The sequence below is a fragment of the Desulforhopalus vacuolatus genome (genome assembly GCF_016918505.1).
In the GTDB taxonomy this organism is placed as follows: Bacteria; Desulfobacterota; Desulfobulbia; order Desulfobulbales; family Desulfocapsaceae; genus Desulforhopalus; species Desulforhopalus vacuolatus.
Genome location: NZ_JAFFPZ010000030.1, coordinates 1 through 18,992 on the forward strand (window position 1 = coordinate 1; position 18,992 = coordinate 18,992).

The 18,992-nt window shown below is 49.4% G+C and carries 19 protein-coding genes; 8 read left to right on the forward strand and 11 right to left on the reverse strand.

Annotated elements, in window-relative coordinates; all coding sequences use genetic code 11:
* The coding region (locus JWG39_RS17440; protein WP_439099720.1) for an IS66 family transposase at window positions 1–269 on the forward strand (269 nt) is incomplete at its 5' end.
* A gap of 122 nt (window positions 270–391) precedes the next feature.
* Here the strand turns inward: JWG39_RS17440 and JWG39_RS13590 are convergent.
* Window positions 392–1,345, reverse strand: a complete 954-nt coding sequence (locus tag JWG39_RS13590; RefSeq protein ID WP_205219965.1) for a substrate-binding periplasmic protein — start codon at window positions 1,343–1,345, stop codon at window positions 392–394.
* Window positions 1,346–1,383: 38 nt separating this feature from the next.
* Window positions 1,384–2,721, reverse strand: coding sequence for a dicarboxylate/amino acid:cation symporter (locus JWG39_RS13595; protein WP_205219966.1), 1,338 nt, complete (start codon window positions 2,719–2,721; stop codon window positions 1,384–1,386).
* 706 nt (window positions 2,722–3,427) lie between these two features.
* On the opposite strand from JWG39_RS13595, the gene JWG39_RS17165 reads away from it, so the two are divergent.
* Together JWG39_RS17165 and JWG39_RS13610 are read left to right on the forward strand one after the other, a co-directional pair.
* A complete protein-coding gene (locus JWG39_RS17165) occupies window positions 3,428–3,724 on the forward strand; it encodes a PIN domain-containing protein (protein WP_205219968.1) in 297 nt (98 codons plus the stop codon).
* Window positions 3,693–4,382: a hypothetical protein gene (locus tag JWG39_RS13610; protein ID WP_205219969.1), complete on the forward strand. Its 690-nt coding sequence runs from the start codon at window positions 3,693–3,695 to the stop codon at window positions 4,380–4,382. The genes JWG39_RS17165 and JWG39_RS13610 overlap by 32 nt, the downstream gene beginning before the upstream one ends.
* Window positions 4,383–4,420: 38 nt before the next feature.
* Here JWG39_RS13610 and JWG39_RS13615 read toward each other — a convergent pair whose 3' ends face one another.
* Window positions 4,421–5,038: a hypothetical protein gene (locus JWG39_RS13615; RefSeq protein WP_205219970.1), complete on the reverse strand. Its 618-nt coding sequence runs from the start codon at window positions 5,036–5,038 to the stop codon at window positions 4,421–4,423.
* Window positions 5,039–5,567: 529 nt separating this feature from the next.
* Window positions 5,568–6,497, reverse strand: a complete 930-nt coding sequence (locus JWG39_RS13620; protein WP_205219971.1) for a HEAT repeat domain-containing protein — start codon at window positions 6,495–6,497, stop codon at window positions 5,568–5,570.
* A 251-nt stretch (window positions 6,498–6,748) separates the two neighbouring features.
* On the opposite strand from JWG39_RS13620, the gene JWG39_RS17170 reads away from it, so the two are divergent.
* Both JWG39_RS17170 and JWG39_RS13630 read left to right on the forward strand, forming a co-directional pair.
* Complete coding sequence (locus tag JWG39_RS17170) at window positions 6,749–6,880, forward strand: type II toxin-antitoxin system RelE/ParE family toxin (RefSeq protein WP_369130633.1); 132 nt, start codon at window positions 6,749–6,751, stop codon at window positions 6,878–6,880.
* A gap of 192 nt (window positions 6,881–7,072) precedes the next feature.
* Window positions 7,073–7,447, forward strand: a complete 375-nt coding sequence (locus JWG39_RS13630) for a hypothetical protein (protein ID WP_205219972.1) — start codon at window positions 7,073–7,075, stop codon at window positions 7,445–7,447.
* Window positions 7,448–7,739: 292 nt separating this feature from the next.
* Here JWG39_RS13630 and JWG39_RS13635 read toward each other — a convergent pair whose 3' ends face one another.
* The 5 genes from JWG39_RS13635 to pstS all read right to left on the reverse strand — a co-directional run bounded on the left by JWG39_RS13635 (window position 7,740) and on the right by pstS (window position 12,364).
* Window positions 7,740–8,411 carry a hypothetical protein gene (locus JWG39_RS13635; protein ID WP_205219973.1) on the reverse strand — a complete coding sequence of 224 codons (672 nt, stop codon included), beginning with the start codon at window positions 8,409–8,411 and terminating at the stop codon, window positions 7,740–7,742.
* 119 nt (window positions 8,412–8,530) lie between these two features.
* A complete protein-coding gene (gene pstB, locus JWG39_RS13640) occupies window positions 8,531–9,322 on the reverse strand; it encodes a phosphate ABC transporter ATP-binding protein PstB (protein ID WP_205219974.1) in 792 nt (263 codons plus the stop codon).
* Between the two features lie 8 nt (window positions 9,323–9,330).
* A complete protein-coding gene (pstA, locus tag JWG39_RS13645; protein ID WP_205219975.1) occupies window positions 9,331–10,215 on the reverse strand; it encodes a phosphate ABC transporter permease PstA in 885 nt (294 codons plus the stop codon).
* Window positions 10,212–11,192 carry a phosphate ABC transporter permease subunit PstC gene (gene pstC, locus JWG39_RS13650; protein ID WP_205219976.1) on the reverse strand — a complete coding sequence of 327 codons (981 nt, stop codon included), beginning with the start codon at window positions 11,190–11,192 and terminating at the stop codon, window positions 10,212–10,214. The genes pstA and pstC overlap by 4 nt, the downstream gene beginning before the upstream one ends.
* A 143-nt stretch (window positions 11,193–11,335) precedes the next feature.
* Window positions 11,336–12,364: a phosphate ABC transporter substrate-binding protein PstS gene (pstS, locus tag JWG39_RS13655; protein WP_205219977.1), complete on the reverse strand. Its 1,029-nt coding sequence runs from the start codon at window positions 12,362–12,364 to the stop codon at window positions 11,336–11,338.
* A 294-nt stretch (window positions 12,365–12,658) separates the two neighbouring features.
* Between pstS and JWG39_RS13660 the strand changes: the two genes are divergently transcribed.
* Genes JWG39_RS13660 through serB form a run of 3 tightly spaced genes read left to right on the forward strand, consistent with a single transcriptional unit; the run spans window position 12,659 to window position 16,919 of the window.
* A complete protein-coding gene (locus tag JWG39_RS13660) occupies window positions 12,659–15,064 on the forward strand; it encodes a mechanosensitive ion channel family protein (RefSeq protein WP_205219978.1) in 2,406 nt (801 codons plus the stop codon).
* Window positions 15,061–16,032 carry a zinc transporter ZntB gene (locus JWG39_RS13665; protein ID WP_205219979.1) on the forward strand — a complete coding sequence of 324 codons (972 nt, stop codon included), beginning with the start codon at window positions 15,061–15,063 and terminating at the stop codon, window positions 16,030–16,032. Before JWG39_RS13660 ends, JWG39_RS13665 begins: the two co-directional genes overlap by 4 nt.
* An 11-nt stretch (window positions 16,033–16,043) precedes the next feature.
* A complete protein-coding gene (serB, locus tag JWG39_RS13670) occupies window positions 16,044–16,919 on the forward strand; it encodes a phosphoserine phosphatase SerB (RefSeq protein WP_205219980.1) in 876 nt (291 codons plus the stop codon).
* 4 nt (window positions 16,920–16,923) lie between these two features.
* Here the strand turns inward: serB and kdsB are convergent, their stop codons facing one another.
* Entirely contained in the window at window positions 16,924–17,670 is a 747-nt protein-coding gene (gene kdsB / locus JWG39_RS13675; protein WP_205219981.1) for a 3-deoxy-manno-octulosonate cytidylyltransferase, read from the reverse strand.
* An 11-nt stretch (window positions 17,671–17,681) separates the two neighbouring features.
* Entirely contained in the window at window positions 17,682–18,941 is a 1,260-nt protein-coding gene (locus JWG39_RS13680; protein WP_205219982.1) for a 3-deoxy-D-manno-octulosonic acid transferase, read from the reverse strand.
* Between the last annotated feature and the right edge of the window lie 51 nt (window positions 18,942–18,992).

The following is an 18,992-nucleotide window of genomic DNA, read 5'->3' on the forward strand; positions in this document are numbered from 1 at the left end:
GACTGAAAAAATATGAGACCGCAGTCTTGCTGTTTGCAAAAAAGCCCTATGTCCCATTCACTAATAATAGGGCAGAACGAGATCTCCGTATGGCGAAGGTAAAACAAAAAGTATCTGGTTGTTTCCGGAAGAAACTGTATGCCCAAGCTTATTGTAGAATCTCGAGCTACCTGCAAACAATGGCAAACCAAGGAATCAATCCGCTTGTCGCTATTCAGTTGGCTTTAGGTGGTAAAATTCCAGGACTTGAGGCTGGTGGGGGTGAGTAGTTACTTTTTAATTATGGTAACTTAATCGTGCAGCAGCGTTTACTGTCCTGGTGGTTGAGCGAAAAGGGCCTCCGCCAATCAAGGCAGAGGCCCGTCATCGGTGGGAAATCGCTGCAACAGCCTCAGTCATCCATGCCCTGCACATCGAATCGCAGTACGGCTTTCTCTGACAGGGCGCGCTTATCAATACTGGGCAGATAGCTCGTCAGCGATTTGACGACTTCCTGATTTCTGCGTAAATCGTGGACGAAAACGTTGAGCAATTGCAGCCATTCCCAGTCGCCTTTTTTGACGGCGATCCCATATACATCCGGTTTTACTGGCGGATCAATGATACGCAGATGGATGCCGGCGCGCCTGGAGTTGTCACGCAGCCAGACCTTGAGAAACACTTCATCGTGCAGCATGAAGTGGGCGTCGCCCCTGAGCGTGGCTTCAGCGGCATCAGCATTGTTCGGAAAGCTCATGATTGTGGCTTGCGGAAAGAGCTCTGCGGCCATCTGCTGTGGCGCCTTACCTTCGGTTACGGCAATCGTAAGCCGGTTGCCGATCCCTTTAGCGTCAATATCATCGAGAAAGGCCTGTGACGATTTCGGGTGGGAAATGCCGAGTCTCGACAACGCCGCGATATTGCTGAGTATCGAGATCCCCGTGTCGAAATAGGGGTCAGTGAAGTTTACGACCCTGGCGCGGTCGAAGGTTATGCTCATGCCGGCCATGACGGCATCAAGACGATCACTTTGCAGCATCGGAATCAGCTCACCGAAAGTTTCGGGTACGATGATCTCGAGTTTCACCCCGAGTGCATTGGCGAGTTTCGTGGCCATATCAATATCAGTACCGACGCGTTTGCCTGCTTCGTTCTCATACGAGAAAGGTACCAGGTTCGGGTTAACGCCCACCCGCAGGCTGCCACAGCTGGTCACCGCCTCCATTGTCGACAGAGATTGTGTTGCCTCATTGCCGATAACAGCTCTGGTTGACTCCTGTGCACCGAGCGGTTGTTCGATCAGGCTGAAAGCCAGTACGCCCGCCATCAGTACAATCAATCGAAATATCATCTGTTTTCTCAGCATAGCAGGTACCCCCTGGTTCGGTTGTGGTTGTCCCGGTTTCATGATTTTTTGCGTGACTGCTGAACGGCTTCCGCCATCTCTTTTTCGACCGCCTCGTCGATATCCAGATCCTCGTCGTGAATGATACCGGCGTTGGGATCATTGAAAACATCTACGTCGAGTTTGCCTTCGCTTTTGGCTACGATGGTTGAGACCACTGCGTCACCCGATACATTGACCGCCGTGCGTATCATATCGAGCAGGCGGTCCACACCAAGGATCAAACCTATGCCCTCAACAGGCAGACCGACCTGGACGAAAACCATGGAAAGCATGATCAGGCCAACGCCGGGAACGCCAGCGGTACCTATCGACGCCAAGACTGACATCATGATCACTGTCAGGTAACCGCTCATGCCGAGATCCACATTGTAGATGTTGGCAATGAAAACCGTGGCCACCCCCTGCATGATGGCGGTACCATCCATGTTGATGGTTGCACCGAACGGCACCGTGAACGCGGCGACCGAGTTGTCGACCCCCATGCGCTGCGTGACCGTGCGCAACGTTACGGGAATGGTCGCGTTGGAGCTCGACGTACTGAAGGCAAACACCTGAGTGTTGCGAATCTTGCTCATAAATGTGAACGGGCTGAGACCGGAGAAAATTTTTAGTACGAGTTGAAGAGTCACGAACAGGTGGAGCAACAGCACCCCGATCAGCACCAGGACGTAACCCAGCAGTTGCGCCAGCAGATCCAGGCCAAGATTAGCCATCGCTTTTGACAGCAGACAAAAAACGGCATAGGGGGCCAGGGCCATGATGATACCAACCATCTTCATCATCACTTCGTTCGACATTTCAAAGAGATTGATCAACGGCTTTGATTTGCGTCCCACCAGCAGCATACTGATCCCCAGCAAGATGGCGAAGAAGATGATTGACAGCATTTCTCCCTGGGCCATGGCATTAACGGGGTTCGACGGTACGATGTCGATGAGAACCTGCGACAGTGGCGGTGCTTCACGTCCAGTGAATTCGGCGGAAGATTGGGCGTTCATGCCTTTTCCGATACCAAGGGTGGCGGCAATGCCCAGTGCCGAGGCGATGGCAATGGCTGTGGTTAGCATATAGAGCACAAACGCCTTGCTGCCGATTTTGCCAAGTAATTTGACGTCACCGATTCCACAAACACCACAAATCAGGGAAAACAGCACGAGCGGAACAACCAGCATCTTCAGGGCGTTGACAAACATCGTGCCAACTACATTGAACAGGCCGTTGACGAGGTATAAGTTGACCAGTGAGCCTTCGGTATTCAGCCCGGTAAGGTTGATCCCGATTCCCAGGACTATTCCAAGAATCATTCCGAGTAAAACTTTCTTTGTCAGACTCATGGACTCTCCTCAAGTTGTTATGTTGTTATGAAATGGTATTGAACGTAAAAAACCTCAGTGCCCAAAGGTAAAAAAGCTAAAAAAATATATCGGCGGCAGATACTCAGACGATAGAAAATTAATTTCTAATTGAAATATACTACGTTGTCAAGGGACGCATTCTGCCCGTAAGCAGTATCTCCTTCCCAGTCTCCAATCCGCTTCCTCTCATTCACGATCTGAGGACGTTCTGCAATGTCTACGCGGTCAGGAATAAGAGACACCCCGGCACGTTTACCTCCTTTCCACCGACGTTTGCCATACCGTGGGAAATACGTGTGGAGTTTCCCCCCCTTTTGCCGGTCTTTATAAATCCAGTCATAAACCGCCGTATGGCAAACATGTTTTTGCAGAGGTAATTCAAGATTCTCAATATAAAATCAATAGATTATAGACTCTGGAGACCACCCCAGTCGGAGCCACTTTCGTACAATCTGCAATACTTCAGGATTTTGTTTTGTGGCCTTCTCAGCGGATTTCCGTCTGGTCATTGCTATGACATGAGTAACACAGGGCTCATAGGTTCCTTCAAAAGGGTTGCGATAAATTTCACGTGAAATTGTACTCTTAGAACGATTCAAGGTCTCATTAATATCGGTATGAGATCTTCCTGTTTGAAGAAATGCACTGATCTGGTATTCTTTTAGAAAGAACGCTGTTGCACTTATTGTACTCATCCAGCAATGCACTAGATTTTTACATCGCATGTTATGTCGAAAAAATGTCGGTAGAAGATAAAGACGGTTATTTTTATATTGTTTCAAAAGATACATGGTTTGACTTTTTAGTGAAGTACCTTAGAGCTAGAAAAATAAAAACACTTTCTAATACTATAAATTTGCTATTTACGAAAAAGATTGAAGAAAATGAACTGAATGAGGTCTTTAATGGACTTTTCCCCTTTAACCCACTACTAGACAGCGAGGAAAATAATGACAGAATATCTCCCACTTATAGCCGATAACGGATTTCAACTTCTCATTGCTATCTTTCTTTTGTATCAGTATTTCAATAAAAAGAACCAAAAGACGTACAAAAAGAAATGGATACCTGTAGTTGTCGTCGTATTAGTCTCTGTATCAACATTTCTTGCCTACGACGATCTTAGAGAAATAAAACAAAAAGAAGACAATAACAGGATGCCAACAACAGCAGAGACTAAAAACGCATTCGAAAAAAAAGGCCATTATGCGTTAAATGAAGAAATATATAAATCAGAAGATGGCTACACCATAACCATACCTAAAGGTTTCTTATACCTCCCAGATAGAGATGGTTCTTTATCTTTTGCTGCTGTCAGGGAAGCACAAAATACAAAATATGCCATTACCATAGCCAGACAAGAAACTACAGGATATGTTTATAATACAGTGCCCAAAATTATCAAGGAACTGCAATCCAAATACGAGGGATTCGAATACACGGTATCAGGCACCGGTAAAAGTCGAACTATAAAATTTATTTTTACAGACGTAGACGGAAATAACAAATCAACAATGCTGGTCAGCAAAAGAGGGGGAACTTTCTTTGTTGTTTCGGCACTCGCCAAAAATGTTCCAAATGAAGATGAAACAATTCAAAAAGAATTAGACAGAATAGTTGATTCTTTCAACTTTATATAAATATCTAACAAAAAAATGCACTTGATCGGAAGCAGCCATTAAATTTTTTTTCGACCTCTCTTTACTGTTTTGACAATCAACCAAACAATCCCGATAAAGATGTAATAGCCAACAGCAAAAATCATAAAAACAGAAAATGTCATTCCATTCATGACGTAAGCCTGGCGCCACTGAATTGCGATATTTTGGATATCTTTAGATGTATTGGTAAAGGGTATCTTACTTATTTGACTTTTTTGATAATCCAATAAAAAACTCTCTTGTTCTTCGTGGCTGCCCCATGCGATTACTTCAAATTCCGGGTCATCATCGACCTGCACTGCTTTAACAAATCCACCGCCAAACATGTCCTTGTTAATGGTCAGTCGAAAATTTTCACGGTGTTGACCATTTTTTTCACGTAGAAGAATTTCGAAAGTCTCTTGTTCTCCCAAAGAACGTTGATTTACCTCAACGGTAATTTGCTCACTCCCTTGTCCCCAAATCAGGCCATTGGCTTCCAGTAATGTATCGTCAACACTTGCCTGGCTTGAAAGGGTGATGAAGATCAAATAGACCAATACGGAGATCGGCCAGAGAAAAATCAAATACTTGATTGCACACTTCATGTATTGGCCCCTTTTCTTGAGTAATAATTCGTGTTTATCCGTGTCCATTCGTGGTTCCTTTTGCAGTTTGTAACCACGAATGGACACGAATTTTCACGAACAGGGACAACGCATTAAACGAAAACGTTTGTATCCGAAGTTAAGCCGTACAGTGCACCAGGAGTATTAATCAACTTTGGGAGTCATCCGAAAGTCGGGGTTGATCGTTTTACGCTTTCATATATCAATTACCTCAAAGCAAATAATAGACCAAATTCAACCACAAGGGACCCTTATGTTTTTTTCAGTAATAATTCGTGTTTATTCGTGTCCATTCGTGGTTCCTTTTGTCGTTTGTAACCATGAATGGATAAACAGGAGACAAAACGGGTATAACTTAAGGCTGCCTTGAATAATCAGTCTTTCGCCCATCTTCTTCGTTACAGTCAAAAATTTATCCTCGGAATATCAATCATATACCTTCGGTAAATTTCTTCCTGTGCCTCGAATATGAACGAAATACAAGATTATTCAAGGTACCCTTAATAGGAATTATATAACTGCCTGCAGAGTGCGTCTATTTTTTCAAGCCTAATATCTATTTGTTACCCACATACCCTAAAGCACATTCTGCTATTACTGTATCAGGATCATTCCTGCTTTTTTGGAGTCGCAAAATTGCCCGTTCATCACTGCTTTTACCCAGCAAATGGCATAACCTCAAACGTATTTGTGTGGCTGAATACTCTGGGGAAAAGTCGTTAAAAGCATCTATGAGCTTCGGTACCGCTTCGGATCCAAAACGATGCAGCGCGTTCATTGCCACCTGGGTTGTTGTCGGGTCTTCCTCCGGCTGAAGTGCCAATATTAATGTCGGTATAACCCTCTGGTCATCAAACTTTGCCAATGCCTCAATGACAGATTCCCTCGCATAGCCGCGTTCTACGGCTTCCAGAAGTACTGGTATCGACTCTGTGGCGCCGATGTTACCAAGCGCATTCGCCGACATTTCTCTGCCTGGCCAATGATCATCGCTCATTGTTAACGTCTGCTCAAGTATTGGAACGGCTGCGGAATCTCCCAATCTTCCGAGAGCCGGAATGATCCAGGCCCACAAGCCGGTTCGCACTTTGATATCTCTTTTAAGAGCGGTGATGAGCGGTTGAACAGCACGGGGATCATTGATCTCACAGAGGGCTTTAATACCTTTCTTATATACTGTTATATCTTGAGATCTGACCTGAAATAAAATGTCATCGAGGTCACATGACTGTTGACACTGTTCCTGTATGGCCTCAAACCCGACAGAGGCCATTTTATTTCGTTGCATACATTTCTCAAGACAATTTAAATTGCCAAACGAATCAACTGAAATGGCAGGAAATCTATTGGGTCTTGAGTCACCATAAATCGAATCTTTCCCCATCATTTTACTCTTCTCCGCCGGGTCAGCTACAGCACAAAGCAGATTTGTAAAAATGAGAAGTAACATCAAAATCATCGCAAAAAAATGTTTGTAAACACGCATTTATTAACCTTTGTCGTATTTTGATTGGAGGAAGAGTAAAAATTCAAAATTTTAATCCGGCCCACTGTTTTTGAATGCGCCAATACAAAATGTAAATGGTATTACTCGCCGATGAGAAATGTGTTTGCCATTCACAGTCACGCTTGACATTAATAACGTCACGCGTTACTATGATAAACATTATAAGATCTTTTAAATGTAAATAAACAAAATCACTCTCAAAAGGTCAACGTGCCAGGCGATTTATAAATATTGAAAATGTTGCACGACGTAAGCTTCGACAACTTGAGATTGCTACTCAGCTTGACGATTTAAGAGTTCCGCCTGGAAATCGCCTTGAAATACTCAAGGGCGATCGTTCAGATCAACACCGTATCCGCTAACGACACTGGTATATTTTCTTTTATTGGACGAATGAAGGTTCGGAAAATGTGGAAAGAGTTTATTATGAACAAACGTAAAAATATCACTCTTGGCGAGATTCTCTCAAACCTATGGGGATTAGTCAATATCGTTCAACCAAAGAAATTGACGTTCCCGCTCAACGTATTAGTCAATAACTCAATTACAGAAAAATGAAAAAAAAGAAAATATTTTCATTGAAAGATGATGAAATATGTAAATTATTTGACAGATTTTCCCATCCTATTACAAAATCTGCAATTACTGAGTCACAAAAAAATAAAGCCTCAGAAATAATTAAAATACTTTGGTTGTTGTTTATAACTGGAACTGATTCAGAGGAAAATGTCTATAAAATTTTAAATTATATAACCTCAAATAATCACGAAAGTAATATTGGTATAGGTTCTCTTTATTACCACAAAATGAAAAAATCACTAACGACAGTTGAAATATTAAGAATACGGAATCATTATAAAAGTCTTGAGAACTTTAACAAATTAGAAGAGTGGGGAATATCGCCGCAAATATTAAATAATTTTCACTGATTATTCAGGGTAGCCTTATACCTCCGTTTAAGGAGGTATAATCCCGATTGCATCTGCTCTTAATAATTTCGGGAATTGCTACCAGTTTATTCCATGCGTTACAAATCATTTCACCGTATCGTTACCTTTCTCGTCACCGTGTAGACAAGGCATGCCTTGTCTCTACAACACCATTGCTGGAATCACTGTTGTGCCAATTTTCCACCAGTGGTGATGAAATGCCACCGTTATCACCATTGAGATCAATTTTACATCCTGTTTATCCATTCGTAATCGGCCAAAATCTTTGTTCTCAAATATTTTTTTTCTTCCTGACCAGTTCCGTATTGGCGTTTGCCTTGAGGAATTCGGCGAAATTCCGTTTTATCTTCGGCAGCTTGTAGAGCTTGCCGTAAACGTCCTTGCTGGTCTGCTTGGCGACGGTGGAGGGGTCAAAGTAGGCCTTGGCGTTGTCCACCGTAAGAACGAAGGGCGGCTTGCCGTTCTTCACCAGAATGTAGCCCATCATCAGACACCCGGTTCGATGGTTGCCTTCAAAAAAGAGCTGAGGCTGACTCACCCCCATGATGTATATACCTGCCGCCTGCACCCAGGCTGTATTTTTTTTATGCTTTTCTGCCCACTTGCGCATGTGGCTGATGCTGAACTTCTCTGCTTTGTAGAAGCGGTCAGTGGTGTATTTGATATGTTCGGCAAAGTCTTTACGTCGCTCCGGGTTGGTGCCGCAGAGGACGATATGGTTCATCTCCAGGTAATGATTCAGCTCATAGCGGTTGAGGGGATTGATGCCCTTGCGCAGGAGTCTGTCAACATAGGTGTAGCCCGCCAGCATGTTCTCAATAATAGTGTCATCAAGAACCTCGCGCCGCATCATCAGGCTGGCGTTAATCTTTTCCCAGTTTTTTTGGACCTGTTTGAGAGACGTTTCAATCTCTTCCAGATTCATTTTGTATGATTTTGCCATAACTTTCTCAGATTCTCCGGAGAGGGAAAACATGTTGTCACCTTAAAAAAAAGACAAAAAGGGATGCTTCTTAAAAGCATCCCTTTTTATACTCATGATTCTTCTTGAAAAAAAGGTGCTCAGGAAAAATCCCCATGCAGATACTCTTTGGTGAGTTGTTCCTGCGGGTTGCTGAAGAGCTCTTTCGTGGCGGCCATCTCCACGAGATAGCCGGTGCGTCCGCCTATGGAGAGATCAACACTGAAGAAGGCGGTCTGATCAGCCACCCGCTGCGCCTGCTGCATGTTGTGGGTAACAATACAGACCGTAAAGCGTTCCTTTAATTTCAGCATCAGTTCCTCAATTTGCCGGGTGGCAATGGGGTCGAGTGCCGAGCAGGGTTCATCCATCAACAGAACCTGCGGTTCGGTGGCGATGGCGCGGGCGATACAGAGACGCTGCTGCTGCCCGCCGGAGAGTGACAGTCCACTCTTTTTCAGCTTGTCTTTCACTTCATCCCAGAGGGCTCCGCCGCGCAACGCTTTCTCTACCTGATTATCCATATCGCCTTTGAAGCGGTTGAGGCGCAGGCCAAAGGCGACATTCTCGTAGATGGACATGGCAAAGGGGTTCGGCTGTTGGAAGACCATGCCGATGTTACGGCGCACGGCAACCGGATCAACCTTTTTGTTGTAGATGTCCATGGTGTGAAATTGAATGCTGCCGAAGAATTTGAAGCCGCGGATAAGGTCGTTCATACGGTTGATGCTGCGCAGGACAGTCGATTTGCCGCAGCCGGAGGGACCGATGAAACCGGTGATCTGATTCTTTCTGATCGGCACATGGCTGTCACGCACGGCAAGGAAATCGCTGTAAAATATTTTATCTGCTCTGCAGTCGAGGATGATGTCGTCCTGAAGTAATGTGTTCATTTTTGTCCTTATTTACGAGTGCGGGAGCCGATCCAGCGGCTGACCATGTTGAGGATGAAGACCAGTACGACAAGAACGAGGGACGCGGCCCAGGCCAGCTCAAGCTGGTTTTCCGAGGTTGAATTCGAGTAATTGTAGATGAGGACCGCCAGGGAGGCGGTGGGATCATTGGGTTCCAGAGCGTATTCACTGAAGATTGCAGTGAAGAGCAGAGGTGCAGTCTCCCCCGCCGCACGGGCAACGGCCAGTACAACACCGGTGATGATGCCCGGCAGGGCCATTGGCAGGACGACCTTTGTCATTGACTGGCTCGGGGTACATCCCATGCCGAAGGCCGCCTCTTTCATGCGTTTTGGCACCATCTTGATCGTCTCTTCAGCAGTCAGCAGGATGGTGGGCAGCATGAGTACAGCCAGAGCGACTCCCCCCGCCCATGCAGAGTAGCCGCCCATGGTGATAACCATGATGGCATAGGCGAAAACCCCGGCAATAATGGACGGCAGTCCTGACATCGTTTTGGCGGAGAAGCGGGCGATGGTGGCGACTTTACTGTATGGGCCGAGTTCCGCGAGATAGATGGCGGCCAGCACACCGAAAGGAATTGTGATCAGAGCAGCGATACCGACCATGAAAAGTGTCCCGATAATAGCGTTGCTGATCCCGCCGCCGTCGAACTGAAAGGCTGTGGGGGGCAGGGCGGTAAACAATTCAAGGCTGATACGTGAGCCACCGCGGTAAATCAGCATAACCAGCACCGAGAAGAGCGGAACACAGGCCAGCACGGCACAGATGATGGTGATTGTGCTCAGCAGGATCGATTTCAGTGCCCGGGGCTCAAAGGGCTGGCGCTCCAGATTGGGCAGCTGCAGAAGGTCGTTTTTCGTTTCGTTCATCGTTCACCCCCCTTTGTTGTGGTTGTGCTGATGATGAGGGTCCCGAGCATGTTTACGACAAGGGTGATGAGCAGCAGGGTACATGCCGCGTACATCAGCACGCCGGTCTGGTTCAGATCTGCCTCGGGAAAGTTGAGGGCGAGCAGGGCGGCGAGGGTGCTTGCCGGGGAGAAGAGGGAGAGTGAGACGGTGGCGCTGTTGCCGACCAGCATGGCAAGGGCCATGGTCTCACCGAGGGCGCGGCCGAGGCCGAGCACAAGAGCCCCGGAGATACCACCGGATGCGGTGGGAAGGATGACCCGCAGGATTGCCTCCCAGCGGGTGGTTCCCATGCCGAAAGCAGCCTCTTTTGTTTTTCCCGGGACAGCACGCAGGGCGTCCTGAGATATGGCGGCGATAGTGGGCAGAATCATGATGGAAAGGACGAGGGCGGCTGAAAACATGCCGAAGCCGCTGAAGCTGGTGGAAAAGAGTGGAAACCAGCCAAAGGAGCTGTGAAGCTTGTCGGCGGTGGGCTGCAGGATGGGGATGAGTACATAGATGCCCCAGAGTCCGTAAACGACGCTGGGAATGGCCGCAAGCAGTTCCACAATATTTTTCAGGATTATCTCAAGTTTGTGGGGAAGAAAATCCTGGGTGAGGAAGATGGCGATGGTAATGCCAAAGAAGCCGCCGAGTACCAGGGCGAGCAGAGAACTGTAGAGTGTCCCCCATATCTGCGGCCAGATGCCGAACTGGTTGTTGTTGACGTCCCAGTCGGAGGAGACGAGCAGGCCGAGGCCATACTCCTTTATAGCGGGGAGCGCCTGTCCGCCGATTCTAAAGACGATGAAAGCAAGAAGAAGCACCGTCGCCCAGGTGAAAACAAGGGTGAGAGTGCGGAAGCACTTATCGAAGATTTTGTCCACAGTTGTGGGCGGAGCGGCAAGGGTTTCCGCGTGGGGCAGGATGCTTTCTTCCCTGTTTTCTGCTGCCATGGTTTTTTTCTCTCTTCCTGGTATTTATCCCGGAGACCATCTGGAACGGCGTTCCGAGAAAGAAGTTTCTCTGCAATGCAGGAAAAGGACGCACAGCCTGTTGCTCTGCGTCCTCTGTTACAGCAGGAGAATCTTTACGTACCTTATTTGATGTTTTCTGCTGCAACCTTCACCTGTGCAATCACATTGGCTGGCAGCGGGATGTAGCCCATCTGGTCGGCAATGGCCTGGCCGTTGTCAAGACAGTAGTTAACCATTTTGCGCAGAACCCTGGCTTTACCGGCATCGGCATATTTTTTGTGGAAAATCATCCAGGTGTAGGTGGCGATCGGGTAAGAATCTTTTCCTGCAGGGTCAGAGACCCAGGCTATCATGTTCTCGGGGATTTCAACATTGGCAAGTGCGGCCTGACCGCCAGTGAGACCGGGGGCGACATAGCTTCCCTCTTTGTTTTCAAGAGAAACCATATTCAGTTTGGCCATGCGGGCGTAGGCGTATTCGGTATAGCCAATTGCTCCTGTGGCTCTTTTGATGGAAGCATTTACGCCGGCATTTTTGGGTGATTTGATCATGTTGATATCTGTGGGCCAGCTGGGCTGTTTTGCAACGCCGACCTTTTCTGCAAACTCAGGGGAGATGGCACTGAGGTGTTTCGTTAAAACGTAAGTTGTTCCAGAACTGTCCGCCCGGGCAACTACGGTAATCGGGGTGGCGGGGAGTTTCATCCCGGGATTGGCGTCGGCTATGAGGGGATCATTCCACGTCTTCACCTTGCCGAGGAATATTCCTGTATAGGCTTTGCGGGAGAGTTTGAGATCTTTCACGCCTTTGAGGTTATAGGCGAGAACAACTTCACCTGCAGTCATCGGGAGAAGCTGCACCCCGTCTTTTACCTTTGCCATCTCCTCTTCCTTCATGGCGGCGTCAGAGGCGGCGAAGTCCACCACACCGTTGAGAAAGTCGCGGATCCCCGCACCAGACCCCTTGGACTGATAGTTTACCTGGATCCCGGAATTGGCTTTACTGAACTGGCTGAACCAGGTGGAGTAGATCGGGTAGGGAAAACTTGCTCCCGAGCCAACCAGTTTTACTTTTCCGGCGAATGCGGAAGACCCGGCGACAGTCAGCGCGAGAGAAACTGCGGCAATTGTAATAAATTTACGGACTTTCATCTTTTCTCCTTGTAAACTGAATTTTTCTTGAAGCAGAGGTAAAGTGGAACACCTCATCTTTTGAAGAGGGCTGCCTGTGCTCCCTTCATGCATGCAGGAGAGAATACGCTTTAATTGTACAGGTGTTGTCAGAATAGTGTTTGGAAAGTGTTAGAGATATCGTTTTTTTTCCCGTAGAAACGGCTCTATTTTTCCTTCCCCCCTTTCTTTCTCGACAGAAGTGGAAACCAGGCTATAATCTCCCCGAGATCCTTTTCACTCTGTTCTTTTTACTCCTTTTACCCCTCTTTTGTCATGACTCGAATACTTCTTATCCTCATTTTATTGCTGTCCTCCTCTTTTTCTCCGCCCCCTGTTTTTGCCGGAAAAGCTGTTTCTTCTCCCAGCATTGCTGCTGAAATCGCACGCAGGCAGGTGAAGGTGGATAAGATTATGGCTGGACTTGATGCCAGCACAGACCTTGAAGAAATAACGAACAAACGCACGCAGATTCTGGAACTGCAGACCTCTACGCAGACAGAACTGGATGCGCTGGAGGGTGAATTGGGTCAGCTCACCAGCGTGCTTGTTGATATTTCTTCCAGAAGCGAAGGCGTCGTCTCCCAATTACCTCCTGCAGCTGTTTCCGGGAGCAGTCAACAAAAAAAAGGGGCCGGGGCGGATATTGATTTACATCAGAAGAAGTTGATACTGGAGCAGCAGGTGGGCAACTATAAACTGCTTCTTCTTTCCTGTGAAAACGCGCTGAAGACCCTGGAGATCGCGCGTAAAAAGCGGGCCAGCCACAATCTTGTCTATAAGGGGGATGACATCGGCTCTGTTGCCATGGGGGTAACGGCAAAATTTGATGTGGAAAAGTGGCGGACGTATTTTTCCTGGCCGAAACGGGTGACCAGCCAGGAACTGGATATCCTGACCCCCAATTTTTTTGACCTGCTTCCGGCGTTGCTGGTCCTTCTACTCGAGTTCCTGCGAGGTTTGCCTAAATTACGTTCTTTTCTTATGTCATTTGTCGAAAAGGACAACCTCTTTTATTACCTTGACAGGTTCCTGCTGTGTAAGAGTCTTTTTTTCAATCTGTTCGTCGGACTTTTTGCCGGAGCGGTGCTGGTGAGTTATATCAATCCTTCTGCCAATTTTATTTCCATTGCCGCCTGCTGGCTCTGCATCTTTCTTTTTTATTGGACGGCGGCACCTCTCTGTGTCCGGGCGGTGCTCTACCGGCTGGTGATTTCGAAAACTGGCGAAAGCGAGAAGATCAGGCCGGAGCAGATCGCACTTTTCTGGTTTTTCTTCAGTTTCTTTACTGCCCTTGATGTGCTTACTTTTTCCAATATCCCGGGATTTATCTTTGATTTGCAGCTTCTGATATTGTGGCGTTTTTGTGTGCTCTTTTTCTCCCTGCTTTTTCTCGTGTTGACCCTCCGCAGCCTGCGCCATAATTATCCGGACTCAATCATCTGCCGAATCCTGTGGCTGCTTATACTGCTGAGTTCCATCGTGCTGATTGTCATGGAGGGACTGGGGTACCGCAACCTTGTCACCTGGCTGTTCAGGGGAATGTGGCAAACGATGGTGCTCTTCGCCTTTGTGCTTTTCATCAATGACGGAATTGACCTCTTTTCTGCTGTTACCTCGAAATACTCCAGCAGAATTCTTGATGTGTTGTTTCACGACGAGAAGGAGAATGTTCTCCCCGTGGAGAATGCTGACGGAAATAGTGGAGCACTGGTGAAGTTCGGCTTGAAGCTGTTACTGTACCTCAGTTTTCCCTGGCTGATTTCGACCATCTGGGATGGCGCGGCCGAGGAGTCCAACCAGTTTCAGTTGCTCTTTACTGAAGGTTTTCATATCGGAAACCTGCTTGTTTCCCCGTTACGTTTGATGGTGGCGGTATTGACAATGCTCATCGGCTGGTCTCTGATCCACTATCTGCGTCGTATTCTCGATAAATTCTGGTTGCGGCAGTCTAATATCTCCAATAACTCACGGGACACGATGCTCACCCTTTCGGGGTATCTGGCAATCGGTGCATTGATCCTTGTGTCGCTGAGTATCGCCGGGTTTAAACTCACCGGACTGAGCATGGTTCTCGGAGCGTTGTCTGTTGGTATCGGTTTCGGCCTGCAGAACGTAGTGAACAACTTTATCTCCGGCCTGATCCTGATGTTTGAGCAGCCGATTAAAAAGGGGGACTGGGTGAAGGCGGGGAGTACGGAGGGTACTGTCAAGAAAATCAGTATCCGCTCCACGATCATTCAGACATTCGATTACGCCGATGTTATTGTGCCGAATTCTGAGTTGATCTCTTCTTCGGTGACCAACATGATGTTTCTTGATTCACGTGGCCGGGTGAAGACTTTCGTGGGAGTAGCCTACGGTTCAGATGTTCGTCTGGTGGAGAAACTTCTCTATGAGGCTGCAGCCGCCTGCAATCTGGTTATTCGTAAAGAGGAGTGGCATGCCATGCGGCCGCGGGTCTATTTTGCGGAGTTCGGTGACAGTTCTCTCAACTTCGACCTTCATTGCTACCTGCGCAATATCGGTGATATCCGCGAAGTGCAAAGTTTTTTGCACTTCGAGATTGACAATCTTTTTCGTAAAAACAATATTGAAATTCCCTTTCCGCAGAGCGATGTTCATATTCGCAACAATTCTCCGGTAGAAGTTAAAGTAAAAAAGGAGGACATTGAGCAATGACACTGGAAACATTTGTTGCCGTCCAGCTTGATGGCAACGGTGGCGGAAAAAGAATAGAGATGGCCGAAGCGGAAAAATTACTCAGGGAGCGCAGCGGGATGGTGTGGCTGCGTTTTAACGCTCTCAGGGAGGAGGTCGAAGAGTGGCTCAATCACTCGGAGCGGTTTGATTCGGTGGTGGTAGAACACCTTTCTTATGACGAGTCGAGACCTCGCAGTCTGCTGTTCGAGGAGGGACTTCTTTTGTCCCTGCGGGCGGTAAACCACAACGAGAGCAAAGATCCGGAAGATATGATCGCTATCAAAATGTGGGTGGAAGAACAGGTGATTCTTACCTCTCGAGATCAGAGCATCAAATCCTTCAATGATATTGAGAAGAGTCTCGAGGCGGGGAAGGGGCCGCGGACGGCATCACAATTCCTTTCCATCCTCGTCAACTATCTCGCCGACAATACCGAGTTAACCATGGATGACCTCGAAGACAGTCTTGAGGACCTTGAGGAGAAGATCGAACCGGATGATATCACGGAGACCCGCAAACAGCTCACTGACCTGCGCCGTTTTGCCCTGCGCCTGAAGCGCTACCTTACTCCCCAGTGCGAGGCGCTGAACCACCTTGTGAGTGCCCCGCCGAAGTGGCTGAAGAGAAGGGACAAGACCCTGATTATGGAGAATATTGACCAGTATAACCGTTTCCTTGACGACCTCCTCTTCTCCTCTGAGCGGGTGCGGGTGGTACAGGAAGATCTGCAGAACCTCGACGCCGACCAGCTGAACGGGAGAATGTATACCCTTACCATTGCAGCCACCATCTTCCTGCCGCTGAGTTTTTTCACCGGGCTCTTCGGTATCAATGTCGGGGGGATTCCCCTCGCCGGAAGTGGGATGGGCTTTCTCTCTTTCTGCCTCTTTCTCGTTGGGTTCGTGGTGGTGCAACTTCTTATTTTCAAACGAATGAAGCTGCTTTGAACAGGAAAAATATGAAGATACTGACTCTTGTCGCCTCTGATCAACCGCTTCAGCCCGACCTGCTGCAGCAGGTGAGGGCCCTTGTTGACTGCATCCGGGTGGAGTGGCTGGCACCGCAGAAGGCGGTGGAAATGCACCTCGCCGGAGAAAAGGAGCTTGACCGGGCGGCGCTCGCAGCGCTGCTCGCTCCCTGTCGGATTGATCACTTTCTCCAGGATGGTGATGCACCCCGGCGCAAAAAGCTGTTGATCAGCGATATGGACGCTACCCTCGTGGCCGAGGAAACCCTCGACGAGCTCTCAGCCAGCATCGGGCTGAAGGATAAAATTGCTGCTATCACCGCTCGGAGCATGGCCGGTGAGCTGGACTTTCACGAGGCCTTGCGTACCCGCATCGATATGCTCAGGGGATTGCCGGAGAGCGCGATCGGTGAGCATCTGCAGCACCTGCCGTGGGTTGTTGGAGCGCGCGAACTGGTGGCCACCATGGTGGCAGACGGCGCGGCAACAGTACTGGTCTCCGGCGGCTTCACCTGTTTCACCGGAGCGGTGGCAGAGAAGCTTGGGATGCAATACCATCACGGCAACACCCTTATTATTAAGGACGGAGTGCTCACCGGCGAGGTACACGAACCGATTCTCGGCCGTGAGGCCAAACTGGAATTTCTCCACCAGTATCAGCAGCAGTATGGCCTGCAGCGTGGCGATATCCTCGCCATTGGTGACGGTGCCAACGATCTTGAGATGCTGCGTGCGGCGGGGCTCGGGGTCGGGTTTCATCCCAAAGAGTTTTTGCGCCGACAGGTTGAAAACTCCATCCTCTACGGCGATCTTACCGCATTGCTTTATGCTCAGGGGTATCGAACGGAAGAGATCATTTCCAGCTGAACCTTCAGAGTCCCTTCATTTGTGCGGCGATCATTGCCACATCGTCGGGGCGGTCTACGCCAAAGCCCTGATAGTCGGTCATTACTACATGTACCTTTACCCCGGCCTCAAGGAGGCGGAGCTGCTCCAGTTTCTCCAGTTCTTCAAGGGGACTGGGAGGCAGATTGGTGAATCTGCGCAGGACGGGCAGGCGGTAGGCGTAGAGACCGATGTGCAGCAGGTAGTCGGCGGCTTTCTTTTTCGGGTCGCGGACATGGGGAATCCTGGCGCGGGAGAAGTAGAGCGCGTTGCCGTTCACAGCACGGACCACTTTCACCCGATCCGGGTTTTCTGCCTGCTCAGCGTCGATTACCCGTGCGAGGGTGGTGACCTCCACCTGCGAATCGCGAAAGGGTTCAATAAGGCTGGCTACCATTTCCGGGGCCAGCGCCGGTTCGTCTCCCTGTATATTGACCACCACTGCCTCCTCTTCCAGCTTCAGCTTTGTTGCCGCTTCCATGATGCGGTCGGAGCCGCTCGGGTGGTCGACGGCAGTCATCACTACGGGCACGCCGCGTTCTTCGGCGGCAGTGAAGATGCGCTCGTCATCGGTGGCGAGCCACACACTCTTGAGGGAACGACAGCTTATCGCCCGTTCATAGACCCACTGAAACATTGGTTTACCGAGGATGTTCACCAGCGGCTTGCCTGGAAATCGACTGGACTGGTAGCGGGCGGGGATAATGGCGTAGCTTGGTGGCAGGGAACTCATGGGAACTCCTTTTACGGTTTGGCGTTAAGCGCAGCGAGAATCTCGGTGCAGGTGACGGCGGTACCGCCGCGTTTTCCAGCGAAAAGATTTTCGATGCGGTGGCGTACTTCGTCGCGGTCGTCAGGGGTGGAGAGTCTTTCCAGCAGGGTCCGGGCGAGCTGTTGTTCCTCCTCCACTTCACTGACGAGGCCGCAGGATATCACTTCGCGGCCGATCCAGGCGAAATTTTTCCAGTTGAGACCAATTACCGGCCGCACGCCGAAGGCCAGGGGTTCAAGAAAATTATGACCGCCCCAGTCGCAGAGTGATCCGCCGACAAAAGCTGCATCGGCCCGGGACCAGGCGGCGGCAAGGTCGCCGAAGCTGTCCCAGACGATTATCGTGCCGGGAGCGCATGTCTCTTTGAGGGAGGAGCGCAGTCGGGCGGGTAACCTTCGGGTGGCAAGCATCTCGGTGAGGGCCGGGGCGCGGCCGGGGTGTTTGGGAAAAAGGGCAATGGTGACATCAGGCCGGGCCTTGCAGAGGATATCCAGACAGCGGGCGATCTGCTCCTCCTCTTCTGCACGCACTGAGCCGAGGACGATGAAGGGTGAGTTCTCCGGCGACTGGAAGGAGAAGGGCGGAGTGCTGTTGCTGAAATCCATGCGGTCAAACTTGAGGTTCGGGACTGTCTGTACCCGTTCCGGCGGCAGAATGGAGCGGAAATGGGCCGCATCCTCTTCTGACATTGCCAGCACCCGGCCGGGACCAAAGGCGGTGAAGAAACGGCGCAGGCGGCGGTAGGATCGGCAGCTCTTGTCGGACATGCGGCCGTTGACAAGCAGGACCGGCACCTTCATGCACCGGGCGGTGATGAGCCAGGCGGGCCAGAGCTCGGTTTCAATGAGGACGGCAAGACGTGGGCGGAAGGCGTTGAAGGCGCGGGTTATAATGGCCGGGGCGTCGAAGGGGAAGAAGGCGACTGTGAGGTCGATATTATCCGCCGCCGGGGTCTTGCGCAGGGTGTTGATGCCCTCACGGGTGGTGGCGGTGGCGAGGATACGAAGTTTTTTATCGCTTCCCGCAAGCTGTTCAGCGATGCTGGTGAGCACCATCTGGCTGAGCAGCGATTCGCCGCCGGAGGCTGACTGGATCCAGAGATCGAAATCGCGACCCGCTGTCCGGGTGAGGGTGCGCTCCTCCCAGCCGTCGGCAAGGCGTGGTTTGCGGTGCAGAAACGGCAGAGCGATACGCCAGAGCGCTGCATAGGTGGCAAGAAAAAGTTTGAGCAAAATGCGCCCTCTGAAGTTCGGGTGATGGTTCGGAATTGGAATTAATCACCG